Below are 11,884 nucleotides of genomic sequence, written 5' to 3'. Positions count from 1 at the left end.
GCGCTTTTTTGTTGTCGGTTAGTGTTTCAAATAAAACTGCGGTTTCTGTTGTTAGAAGGATAGTAAATCCATCGGTTCTATGCTATATTTAGTTGCTAAGGAATATGGATAAGGTGGGGGATGTATGCGTAATCATGCAAGTGACAAGAGGATTCGGTTTTACTACACAAGTTTGCAATTTCTTTATTGGATGATGTTTTGCTCAATCTATGGCTTTGCGACCCTTTTTTTGATTTATTTCAAGGTCGATCCAGCAAAAATTGGCGGTATTTTAGCCTTAGTCAATATTGCGTCTACGATTTTGCAGCCCTTCATCAGTCAAATCATTATCAAAAAAAGTAAAGTACCGCTGATCGTTGTCTTGAAAACGATGACAATCGGCGTGGTCGCGGTGCTCTTAGCAGGTGTGATTTTCCCTGCATTATCAATACTGACCTATGTCTTAGGAGGGATTTTGCTCGTTTCCATGCAGTCCTTTCTCAACGCCTTGGCGTTCGAATACACGAATAGCGGCAACAAAATCAATTTTGGCTTTTCGCGTGCGGGTGGGTCACTAGGATTTGCGGGGACCTCCTTTTTACTGGGGCAGCTCTTGGAGGAGTTTTCGGCAGCCCTTTTGCCAATGATCGCTATCGGGCAGGCCGTTTTGTTTCTCATTATTTTGCTTTTGCTGCCAGCGATCAAGAAGCCAGAAATGCCCGTGATGCATACAGAACAAAGTCATTCAGGTGCCTTTTTGAAAAAATATCCTTTTTTACTCTTTCTCTTTGTCGGGTTTAGCTTTCTTTTCAGCTTCCACACGATGATCAACAGCTTTTTGGCACAAATTTTTGCCGATATTGGCGGTGGCAGTAAGGAAGTTGGCATCGCCCTGATGGTTGCGGCGTTATGCGAATTGCCTGGCATGATTTTCTTTGAACAGTTAGTGAGGATACGGTCTAGCCGTTTTTGGCTGTTGTTTTCCAGTGTTGCCTTTGCCATTCGTGGGGTGCTCATGCTGTTGATCAGCTCCATCATCTTGATGGAATTGAGCCATTTGATGCAAGGGGTTAGTTTTGCTTTGTTTATTCCAGCTTCGGCTTATTTGTTCAACCATAGTTTGGCAGATGAAGATCGGGTTTTTGGACAAACGATTATTATCATTGCTACCACGATCGGTGGCGTGATCGGTAATCTTTTGGGCGGGATGCTGATCCAAAGCTTCGGTGTTTGGGAAATGCTTTTGATCGGGACTGGGTTTGCCGTTCTTGGTGCTGCATTGACCTTTATCGGTGTGAAAAAAATCCCTAAAAGTAACAAGAAACTAGCGATCGTAAGCGAATGATCGATAGGTAGAAAAAAGAGTTGCGGCCGTATTTGCTTCGGTCGCAACTCTTTTGAATCTGATCAACGGGTACTATTTCTTTTCTAATACAGCGATAAATTCCCGCATATAGTCTGGTAGATCTGGAGGACGGCGGCTGGAAACGATATGTCCATCCGTAACAACAGGTGTATCCACCCATGTGGCTCCAGCATTTGTCATATCATCTTTGATGCCTGGTGTACTGGTGACCGTCTTGCCTTGCAGGATATTCGCAGAAATCAAGACCCAGCCTGCATGACAGATTTGACCAATGACTTTTTCGTCTTTGTCCATCGTTTGCACGAAAGAGATGACCTCTGGGAAACGTCGTAATTTATCAGGCGCCCAACCACCTGGAACTAAGATGGCATCGTAGTCATCGGCATGAATATCAGAAAAAGCATAGGCTGATTCTGCGGGTACACCGTATTTGCCAATATACGTTTTATGCGCTTCTTCACCGACTAAATCGACTTGCGCGCCTTCTTCCCGTAACCGATGGACCGGGTACCACAGTTCTAAATCTTCGAAATCATTGTCGACTAAGGCAATGATTTTTTTGTTTTCTAAACGCAAGAGAATTCCTCCTTTTTCTTGTTATTCTTACTGTAACATCATGCAAAGAGAAACACCAAAAGTATGCTTCTTAAAAAATGCCAAGAAGCTATTTTGAGAATGGTCATTCAGAGAAATGGTAGTGATGTAAGCGTTGTAATCATTAGGAAAGTAAGAGATAATGAAAGAAAGCCAAAGGAGGCGAAGATGTGGAAGCATTCGAAAATGCTCGAAAATTTATTTACAAAAACGCGCGCCCTTTAGACCTTGCTCGTTGGCAGTATCATTTTGAAAATGGATCTCGCGAGGCTGTATTACAGGCGTTACAATTCTACCAAAATGAAGATGGTGGGTATGGGCATGGTTTGGAACCTGATCATTGGAATCCCAACAGTACACCGATTGCAGTGTGGGAGGCATGTCGAATTTTAAGAGAGCTTGAATGCCTTCATTCGACAAATCCACAAGTCCAAGGGATTTTAAGGTATTTAGCTAGTGGAAAAGAGTTTTCTGAAGGGAAATGGTTCAACCAAGTGCCGTCAACGGTATCCTATCCGCATGCGATTTGGTGGGAGAGTCCTGTAGGCGTGCCAGCAGACAACCCAACAGTAAGTCTAGCTGGTATGATCTTAAAAACAGGGGAAGCTACCCTCTATCAAAAAGCACAAGAAATCGTCGAAACAGCAGTTGCAAGTTTCCTTAAGGAGCCAACCAGTGAAATGCACACATTAGTCGTCTATCTAGAATTATTACAAGACTGTGAAGAAATCCAGTATCAGCCTGTTTTAGCAAATGAACGCTTTCGCGAGATCTTATTCCAGCAAATTCGCCATACTGTCTCAAACGAGCCAGAAGAGTGGTTCACGTCTTATGTCAGCAAACCTTCAAATTTTTTCTTTACAAGAGAGCAGCTGCTTGGGATCTTTAGTGAAGAATTATGTAAAAAAGAAGCCCAAGAAATTTTAAAATACCAACAAGAAGATGGATCATTTGTCATTCCATGGCAATGGGGAACGGATTACCCAGAGTTTTTCATAAGTAAACAGTGGTGGAAATCAATTACTATCATTAAAAATTTTTTGTTTTTGCAGGCTTTTCTAGACGAACCTTTTTGAAATCGGTCATTTTCTAATAAGCAATCTCGTTGAAAGAACAAAGGAATTTCCTTCTTATTTGAGATTCATGGGTTTCAGCTTCTAAAAATCTCAATAGTTTGTATACAAGAGGTACATTCATTGCTAGGATGTACCTTTTTTGCAGCGGAGGCTCTGACCTATTTTTAATTTTGTGGTACACTGAATAAGATGAATAGGAGTGGTAATATGCGGGATTATCAATATCCTCTTGACTTAGATTGGTCGACAGATGAAATGGTCGTCGTCATGAAGATGTGGGAACGATTAGAACAAGCCTATGAAAAAGGCCTTCCTAGTAGCACGTTTCTTGAGGCGTATCAAGCCTTTAAGAAAGTCGTTCCTAGCATTGGCGAGGAACGCCGTTTAGGCAGAGAATTTGAAGAACTATCAGGCTATTCGCTGTACCATGCTGTGCAGGCAGCGAAAAAGACTGAGGGAAAACTAAAAATGAAAGGGTAGATCAACGAATGCATGAAATCGTTAATGAAGTTCGCCAGTGGATGATCGCTGCAGGTGAAACGATCAAAGACAATTTAAATAAAGAAGACTTAGTGGTCGAGACAAAATCAGGACGGAAAGACTTAGTGACAGAATTGGATAAAGCCACGCAAGATTTTCTGATTGGTAAGATCCAATCCTATGATCCGGATGCCAAAATTTTAGGTGAAGAAAACGGACTGGACACACTTGCCGACATGAGTGGGCGGGTCTTCATTATTGATCCGATCGATGGAACGATGAATTTCGTGTTAGAAAAAGAAAACTTTTGTATCATGATCGCGATTTACGAAGAGGGCAAAGGGCGCTTTGGCTTTGTCTATAATGTTATGAAAGATGAATTCTTATGGGGTGGTCCAGAGATTGGTGTCTATAACAATGGCGAGAAGATCGAACCGCCGAAAGATATTGCCTTATCCGAAGGTCTCGTTGGCTTGAATTCGCCTATGTTGATCCATAACCGCCACCACGAAACCGAGGTCAGTGACAAAGCATTAGGCATTCGTATGACTGGGTGTGCTGGGGTAGAGCTGATTGCCCTCGCTAAAGGACAAAGAGCAGGCTATCTTTCTCATCTTGCGCCATGGGATTATGCGCCAGGGGGCGTTTTGTTAGAAACCCTTGGATTAAAGATGGCAAACATCAAAGGAGATCCGCTATCCTTGAATGGACGGGAATTGTTCGTAGGCGGTACACCGAAAGCTTTTGAAGAATTATTGGCGATCGTCAATCAATAAGAAAGCTTGCGTACTATCTGATAATCGATGAACTGATACGCATAGAAAAAAAGGCTGGAAACTCCGTTTCCCACTCGTTGGACCTGGTGGGAGTCAACGCTGTCCTTAAGTAGCGAAAACGGTAGCCCAGCCTTTTTAGTTCGCAGTAAGTTCTTTTTGTACCAGCTTTAATGCTTCACTGACGATTTGATCCATATCTAAATACCGATAGGAGCCGAGACGTCCCCCGAATAAGACTTGCGACTGTTTCGCTGCCAGCTGTTTGTATTTTTTATACAGCTGGTTATTTTTTTCGTCATTGATTGGATAGTAGGGCTCAGCATCCGTCGTGAATGGCGCTGGATATTCCTTGGTCAGAATGGATGTGCCAGGATCACCTTGCTTATCGAAGTGTTTCCATTCCATGCTGCGCGTATAGGGAATCCGTTCATCCGTGTAATTGATTACGGGATTTCCTTGAAGGTTTGGTGATGGATGTTTGGTTGTTTCAAAACGTAACGAACGATATTCTAGAGGACCGTATCTTTGGTCGAAAAAGGCATCGATCGGTCCTGTATAGATTATTTTAGGAAAACGTGCTAAATAGGCTGCTTTTTTCAGCTTCAAAGTCCGTTTTCAAACAAACATCGATCCGATCATCATCTAATAATTTCTGAAAAATCGGCGTATAGCCGCCTTCGGGAATCCCTTGAAACCGATGATTGAAATAATTGTTATCATAGGTGAAACGAATCGGCAGTCGACGAATGATAAAGCTCGGCAGCTCACGAGGGGGCTTTCCCCATTGCTTCTGAGTATAGCCGGCAATCAGCTTACGATAAATATCGGTTCCCACTAATTGGATCGCCTGTTCTTCAAGATTTTTAGGCTTTCCTTTCACTCCAGCACTTTCAATCTGTTGAGCGATCATCGCTTGTGCCTCTGTCGGTGTTCGTACCCCCCAGAGTTGATAAAAGGTGTTCATATTAAAAGGCAAATTATAAAATTGATCTTGATAGTTCGCTAAGACTTGATTGGTAAAAGGAATGAAGTCAGCAAAGCGATGCATGTATGCCCAAATATGTTTACTATCCGTATGGAAAATATGGGCGCCGTATTGATGAACGGTGATGCCGTCTTCTTGATAAGTATATAAGTTGCCTCCGATGTGGTCACGCTTATCGATCACCAGACAACGATGCCCTTTTCTGGCTGCTTCATGGGCAAAGATCGACCCGAATAAGCCCGCACCAACGATCAAGTACTGGTAGTTGCCAGTCTTCATGTGTTCGCTCCTCTCAGCTTTTGTTTAAGATATACAAATTCTAAGATAAAGGCTGCCACCGATCAAAGCAAGCGTTTTCTAAAAGAGTCAAAGAATCTTTATAATTGGCTGGTTATTCATGAGCAAAAAGCGACCGTTCATGAAAGGGCGCTCATTGCTTGGCGTTTCCATGATAAACTACTGCTAGTAGATTTATAGACGTATGATTTATACATAGCAGAAAGTTGGGTTTAGATGAATAGCCAAGAAAAAATCGCAGAATTAACACGTTTACAAAAGGCATTGTTTGTTTCAGGAAAAAATACTTGGGAGACACATGAGCTACCAGCGATCTGTCCATCGATTTTTATGGCAGATGGTCCGCACGGTATTCGTAAACAAATGGGAGAAGCAGATCACCTGGGACTGAATGAAAGCGTTCCAGCAACTTGTTTTCCGCCGGCGGCAACAATTGCAAACAGCTGGGACTGTGAACTTGCTGCGAAGGTTGGTGAATGTATTGGATCAGAAGCAAAAGCGTTAGAGGTTGATGTCGTTTTGGGTCCAGGTCTGAACATCAAGCGAAATCCTAAAGGCGGGCGCAATTTTGAGTATTTCAGTGAGGACCCTTATTTGGCAGGGAAAATGGCGGCTGCAAATATCAGAGGTATTCAAGAAAACGGGACGATTGCCTGCCCGAAGCATTTTGCTGTCAATAGTCAAGAAACGAGACGAATGGCATCGGATTCCATCGTTGATGAGCGGACATTACGAGAAATGTATTTAACAAATTTTGAAATCGCCGTCACTGAAGGAAAACCTAAAAGTATCATGAGCGCCTATAATATGATCAATGGCATTTACGCCAATGAAAACAAACGCTTATTACAAGAGATTCTCCGAGATGAATGGGGATTTGCTGGCTTTGTTGTCTCCGACTGGGGCGGTGATAATGACCATGTTGAAGGGGTCAGAAATGGCTGTCATTTGGCGATGCCAGGGCAAGGGATCGCTGGCGCACAAGAAATTATTGAAGCAATTGAAAGGAATCGTTTGGCTGAGTCGGAGCTTGATGTACGGGTTGCTGAACTAGCAGCGGTCTTCTCAGAGACGAAGAAGCAATCTGGAACAGATGCGATCGATTGGGCACACCATCATACAGTCGCAAGAGAAGCAGCTAGAAGCAGCGTGGTTCTGCTTAAAAATGATGACAACTGCTTGCCTTTAAATCCTAAGCAAAAGGTCGGAATTATTGGCGATTTTGCTCAAACACCTCGGTACCAAGGTGCGGGGTCTTCGATGGTAAATGCGAAACAAGTCGAGTCGATTTTAGAAAAGATTGGCGATTATACTCCTGAAATGGCAGGTTATGCACAAGGCTATGTCCGAAAAAGTAGTAGTAAAACAGCAACAAAACAAGCAGCATTGATCGAAGAAGCTGTTTCTTTAGCAGATGACTGTGAGGTTGTGCTGGTCTTTGCCGGACTTGATGAGAGCTATGAAAGTGAAGGGATCGATCGTGAGACGTTGGCGATGCCCGCAAATCAAAATCAGTTGATTGAAAAACTTTGTCAGACGACTGCAAAAGTAATTGTTGTTTTATCTGCGGGAGGGGTTGTTGAAATGCCCTGGCTGGATAAAGCTGATGGTGTGCTTCATGGCTACTTAGGTGGACAAGCAGGCGCTTCTGCGATGCTGGATGTGATCTTCGGTCGATATAATCCGAGCGGAAAACTAGCAGAAAGTTATCCATATTCCTATGACGATGTTTTGTTCGGTCAAGAATTCCCAGCAACAAGCCGCTTTGCCTATTACAAAGAGCGACTGTTTGTCGGCTATCGCTATTATGACACGTTTAAAAAACCAATTTTGTTTCCGTTTGGCTACGGTCTAAGTTATACGGAATTTGCTTATAGTGGTTTAATCATTGAAGAAAATCAGGTAAAATTTACAATTGAAAATGTTGGAGACAGAGATGGTGAAGAAGTAGTCCAATTGTATGTTGGTTTGAAAGAAAGTCAACTGATGCGACCGAAAAAAGAATTAAAAGGATTCAAAAAAGTAGCCTTAGCCAGTGGTGAAAAACGCACGGTCACATTGCCTTTTGATGATGAGACCTTTCGTGTTTATGACAGCCAACAAAATTGCTGGGCAGTTGAGGCAGGAGAATATACCCTATTTATTGGTGGGAATTGTGAAGAGAGTCAACTTCAAGGCACGCTTTTGATCGATCAGAAAGCCGCCACTTTACGACCAAGAACGGTGAACGAACAAGCTATTTATCCTGAGCGGATCGAACAAGCAACGCTACATGATTTTGTACAGTTTTTGAACCAACCATTACCGCAAGAATCAAGCGATCAGCCATTAGCCAAAAACAGTACTATTGCAGAGTTGCAGCAGGCAAAAAGTCCTCTAGGTCGTTTGGTTTTTCTTGTCTTGAATACCATGAGGAAGCGCAACGAAAAAAAAGGAAAATTGGATCTAAACTTATTATTCATTTGGAACATGCCGTTTCGTGGCATCGCCAAAATGACCAATGGGATGGTCAGCATGGCAATGATCGACCAATTGTTGATAATATGCAACGGGCACTTCTTCAAAGGAAGCTTCGGGCTTTGTCGGGCATTTATCCGCAACAAAAAGCTACAAAGAAAGTATAAGAAACAACTATCGCAGCTTCACTGATGGTTTCATGTTTTTCAAAAGACAAAAATAAATCTGCTGCAACACTTTGGGGAAAGAAGCAAAAAAGTTAAATGTGGGGAAGGGATCAAGCGTGAAAACTTTAAGTATAATTGTTCCATGCTATAATTCGCAAGATTATATGGAACGCTGTATTGATTCATTATTAGTAGGAGGGGAAACCGTTGAGATCATTATTGTAAATGACGGGTCCCATGATCAAACCGGAGCGATCGCTGAACGCTATCAGCGTTCTTACCCAAAGCAAATCAAAGCAGTCCATCAAGAAAACGGCGGACATGGTCAAGCGATCAATACGGGCTTAGAAGTTGCTAGTGGCACCTTCATCAAAATCGTAGATAGCGACGATTGGGTAGATGAAGAGGCGTATCGACAAATTTTGACCTTTTTGACAAGCGATTCACAGGCAAATTCGATCGATATGGTTATCAGTAATTACGTCTATGAAACCCAGTGGAAGAAAAACAAGCGTTGCATCCATTATCAGCGCTTCTTGCCAGAAAATGAACCATTCGGCTGGGCGGACGTGCGTTTTCCGTTCAGTAAGTACCTATTGATGCACTCAGTGATCTATCGCAAAAGCGTATTAGAAAAAGCAAACCTACAGTTGCCCAAACATACCTTTTATGTAGATAATCTGTATGTCTATGAACCATTGCCGTACGTCAAAAAAATGGTCTACTTAAATGTCGATTTTTATCGCTATTATATTGGTCGATCGGATCAGTCCGTCAATGAAAAAGTGATGATCAGTCGTATCGACCAGCAATTGAAAGTCAATCGGACAATGATCGATTACTATCTTTCACTGGATCAAGCTGGCAAAGAAGTCACTCGTTATATGCGACGATATTTAGAAGCAATCACAACTGTTTCAACGATTTTGTTGATCAAAGAAGGGTCGAAAGAAAGTTTGCTAAAGAAAAAGGATCTTTGGAAGTTGATTCGCTCTCGAGATCAGCTGTTGTATTTTCGTTTACGGTTCGGTCTCTTAGGACACGGCGTCCATTTTCCAGGAGCCATCGGGCGAAAAGCTTCCTTAGGCTTTTACCACCTTGCTCAAAAATTTTATGGCTTTAATTGATGCAACTTATATTAGATGAGATCGTTTCAATACTATGGACAAACCTTACGGATAAATGAGGTTTGTCCTTTTTCTTTTTAGAATCATAACCGTTCGTGCAAAAAAGTCGACCATTCGTGAGAAAGCGTTTTTTCGCTTGTTGTGCACGCTATAATTGGTTTCGTAAAGAATTGAGGAAGAAAGAGGGATTCTTTTGGAGATCATAAATTTTAATGAAGGTTGGGTCTGTGGTGTTTTAGGCACAAACAATCAGAAACCTGTTTCCATCCCACATGATGCAATGCGCGAAGAGTCACGAAGCGAATCGAGTTTAGGCGCTGCCAACATCGGCTGGTATGAAGGACTTGATTACCTCTATAAGAAAACATTTTTCGTGCCTGTGGACTACCAAGATAAAAAAGTCGTTTTTGAATTTGAAGGAGTCTATCGCAACGCCGAAGTGATCATCAATGGAAAAAAGGCTGGTTTTCGTCCATACGGATACACCAACTTTTATGTCGAAGCGGATGCGTTTTTGCATTTTGGATCGGAAAATACTATAGAGGTCATTGCTCGAAATTCCGATCAGCCAAATAGTCGCTGGTATACGGGCACAGGGATTTACCGTCCCGTCAATCTACTCGTTTTACCGAAAAAGCATCTTTTGCTAAATGGCATAAAAATCACTACTGTATCAACAAAACCACCAGTCATTTCATTGACTTTAAAATCCAACAGTAAAGGCGAAGCGCTGGTCTCGATTATCGATGGGGAGGAAGTGATCGCAAGGTCAAATGTCTCGATCGACGGATCAGCACAGATCAACCTACCGCTGCCCAATGCAAAGGCATGGTCACCAGAAGAGCCGAACTTATACCAGTGTCAAATTGAGTATGAAGGCAGTCAGTATCAAACTCGATTCGGCTTACGAACGCTGACATGGGATTCGGAAGCGGGGCTTTTGATTAATGGGGTTCGTCGCATTTTAAAAGGTGCCTGTATACATCATGACAACGGTTTGTTAGGCGCCGCTGCTTTTCCAGATGCCGAAAGACGAAAAGTCAAACTCTTGCAAGAAGCTGGCTATAATGCGATTCGTTCAGCTCATAATCCTTGCTCAAAAGCACTACTTGATGCTTGTGACGAGTTGGGAATGCTGGTCATGGATGAATATGTCGATATGTGGTACACCCATAAAACCCGTTACGATTATGCCAATGATTTTAGTGATTGGTGGCGTCAGGATCTTGCTGATATGGTGGACAAAGATTTTAATCATCCTAGCGTGATCCTCTATTCGACGGGGAATGAAGTCTCGGAAACAGCCGAGCCACGGGGAATCGAGCTGACGAAAGAGTTAACGGAACATTTGCATGGGTTGGACCCAACGCGACCGGTAACATGTGGTGTCAACATCTTTTTCAATTATCTAAGCTCACTAGGCTTTGGGGTCTATACTGATGAAAAAGCCCAAAAAGAAAAGAAAAAAGCTGTCGGAAGTGAGTTTTATAATAAGCTGGCTGGTTTGTTGGGCGATAAGACCATGAAGTTGGGGGCAACCCTCAGAGGAAGTGACCGTACGACCTATGAATCATTTGCCAATATGGACATAGCCGGCTACAATTACGGCATTTTACGCTATAAAAAAGACTTGAAAAAATATCCGAAGCGGCTGATTTTAGGGACAGAAACTTTCTGTAAGGATGCTTTTTATTTCTTGGAACTGGCAAAAAAACACCCTCGAATTATTGGAGATTTCGTGTGGGCAGGCATGGACTATATCGGTGAAGCCGGTATTGGTTCGTGGGTTTATGAAGATGCCTATCCTAAAAATGCCAGTCCAGCTGGTTGGTTGACCGCTGGAAGCGGTCGCTTGGATATCACTGGTGCAGCAGGTGGCGAAACCCTTTACACAAAAGTGGCATTCGAAAAAACCACAACGCCCCTTTTAGCGGTGAAGCCTGTTTATCAAAAAGGCAAACATTCACCATCCGCATGGAAATTGACGGATGCGATGCCTTCTTGGACTTGGCCGGGCTGCGAAGGTCAGAAAGCCGAAGTCGAAGTCTATGCTCGAGCGGCTCAAATCGCTCTTTATTTGAATGATCAGCTTGTCGTTAAGAAAAAAATGAAAAATGATTGTCGAACCGTCGTCAAGACCACTTATCAAAGTGGCACATTGACCGTTGTTGCTTATGACGAAAATGAGCAAGAAATTGGCCGTAGTTCTTTAGTGACCGCACAAAAAGAAACTCAGTTAACGCTTGAACCTGAAAGTAGTACTGTTTCTCCTCGAGGGCTGGCCTTTATTCGTTTGCGGTATACCGATCGCAACGGCATTTTAAAGCCGATGGAAAACCATGAAGTCGCGGTTTCTGTCAAAGGCGGTAAGCTATTAGGGTTAGGTCATGCTTGTCCTTACAACCCAGAAGGCTATACTGGTTCGAAAACGAAAACCTATTATGGCGAAGCACTAGCGATCGTGCAAGCTGATCCTGAAGCAAACGAAATCGAACTGATGGCAGCTGACGGAAGTAGGTCTGAGCGTACAGCCATTCAGATAAACGAAGTAGTGAAAAAAAGCAATGACACGAAATAAAG

At 42.8% G+C, this 11,884-nt stretch carries 8 protein-coding genes and 1 pseudogene; 7 read left to right on the top strand and 2 right to left on the bottom strand.

The window, feature by feature from the left end; genetic code table 11:
* Nucleotides 1-124: 124 nt before the first annotated feature.
* Complete coding sequence (locus IGI73_RS08875; protein ID WP_428207214.1) at nucleotides 125-1,324, top strand: MFS transporter; 1,200 nt, start codon at nucleotides 125-127, stop codon at nucleotides 1,322-1,324.
* Nucleotides 1,325-1,396: 72 nt separating this feature from the next.
* Here the strand turns inward: IGI73_RS08875 and IGI73_RS08870 are convergent, their stop codons facing one another.
* Complete coding sequence (locus IGI73_RS08870; RefSeq protein WP_005230058.1) at nucleotides 1,397-1,921, bottom strand: type 1 glutamine amidotransferase domain-containing protein; 525 nt, start codon at nucleotides 1,919-1,921, stop codon at nucleotides 1,397-1,399.
* Between the two features lie 188 nt (nucleotides 1,922-2,109).
* Here IGI73_RS08870 and IGI73_RS08865 point away from each other — a divergent pair, with 188 nt between their 5' ends.
* The 3 genes from IGI73_RS08865 to IGI73_RS08855 all read left to right on the top strand — a co-directional run bounded on the left by IGI73_RS08865 (nucleotide 2,110) and on the right by IGI73_RS08855 (nucleotide 4,271).
* Nucleotides 2,110-3,015 (top strand): hypothetical protein, encoded by a 906-nt coding sequence (locus IGI73_RS08865; RefSeq protein ID WP_087627612.1) that lies wholly within the window; start codon nucleotides 2,110-2,112, stop codon nucleotides 3,013-3,015.
* Between the two features lie 207 nt (nucleotides 3,016-3,222).
* Nucleotides 3,223-3,495 (top strand): UPF0223 family protein, encoded by a 273-nt coding sequence (locus IGI73_RS08860; protein ID WP_008381425.1) that lies wholly within the window; start codon nucleotides 3,223-3,225, stop codon nucleotides 3,493-3,495.
* A gap of 8 nt (nucleotides 3,496-3,503) precedes the next feature.
* Nucleotides 3,504-4,271: an inositol monophosphatase family protein gene (locus IGI73_RS08855; RefSeq protein WP_142974091.1), complete on the top strand. Its 768-nt coding sequence runs from the start codon at nucleotides 3,504-3,506 to the stop codon at nucleotides 4,269-4,271.
* A 135-nt stretch (nucleotides 4,272-4,406) separates the two neighbouring features.
* On the opposite strand, the pseudogene glf reads toward IGI73_RS08855, so the two are convergent.
* Nucleotides 4,407-5,535: pseudogene (gene glf, locus IGI73_RS08850) on the bottom strand (UDP-galactopyranose mutase).
* A gap of 234 nt (nucleotides 5,536-5,769) precedes the next feature.
* Between glf and IGI73_RS08845 the strand changes: the two are divergent.
* The 3 genes from IGI73_RS08845 to IGI73_RS08835 all read left to right on the top strand — a co-directional run bounded on the left by IGI73_RS08845 (nucleotide 5,770) and on the right by IGI73_RS08835 (nucleotide 11,882).
* A complete protein-coding gene (locus IGI73_RS08845; protein ID WP_428207215.1) occupies nucleotides 5,770-8,202 on the top strand; it encodes a glycoside hydrolase family 3 C-terminal domain-containing protein in 2,433 nt (810 codons plus the stop codon).
* Between the two features lie 91 nt (nucleotides 8,203-8,293).
* Entirely contained in the window at nucleotides 8,294-9,304 is a 1,011-nt protein-coding gene (locus IGI73_RS08840; protein WP_144809155.1) for a glycosyltransferase family 2 protein, read from the top strand.
* 193 nt (nucleotides 9,305-9,497) lie between these two features.
* Nucleotides 9,498-11,882 carry a glycoside hydrolase family 2 TIM barrel-domain containing protein gene (locus IGI73_RS08835; protein WP_428207216.1) on the top strand — a complete coding sequence of 795 codons (2,385 nt, stop codon included), beginning with the start codon at nucleotides 9,498-9,500 and terminating at the stop codon, nucleotides 11,880-11,882.
* Nucleotides 11,883-11,884 lie beyond the last annotated feature (2 nt).

The sequence above is a fragment of the Enterococcus sp. DIV0755f genome, assembly GCF_051713725.1.
In the GTDB taxonomy this organism is placed as follows: domain Bacteria; phylum Bacillota; class Bacilli; order Lactobacillales; family Enterococcaceae; genus Enterococcus_D; species Enterococcus_D casseliflavus.
The sequence above is the reverse complement of the archived record's forward strand: the minus strand, read 5'-3'. Positions and strand labels throughout refer to the sequence as shown.

What these genes read in the sequence shown, in the direction of transcription:
- IGI73_RS08855 (WP_142974091.1), top strand. Translation starts at nt 3,504, where the DNA reads ATGCATGAAATCGTTAATGAAGTTCGCCAGTGGATGATCGCTGCAGGT.
- IGI73_RS08875 (WP_428207214.1), top strand. Translation starts at nt 125, where the DNA reads ATGCGTAATCATGCAAGTGACAAGAGGATTCGGTTTTACTACACAAGT.
- IGI73_RS08860 (WP_008381425.1), top strand. Translation starts at nt 3,223, where the DNA reads ATGCGGGATTATCAATATCCTCTTGACTTAGATTGGTCGACAGATGAA.
- IGI73_RS08845 (WP_428207215.1), top strand. Translation starts at nt 5,770, where the DNA reads ATGAATAGCCAAGAAAAAATCGCAGAATTAACACGTTTACAAAAGGCA.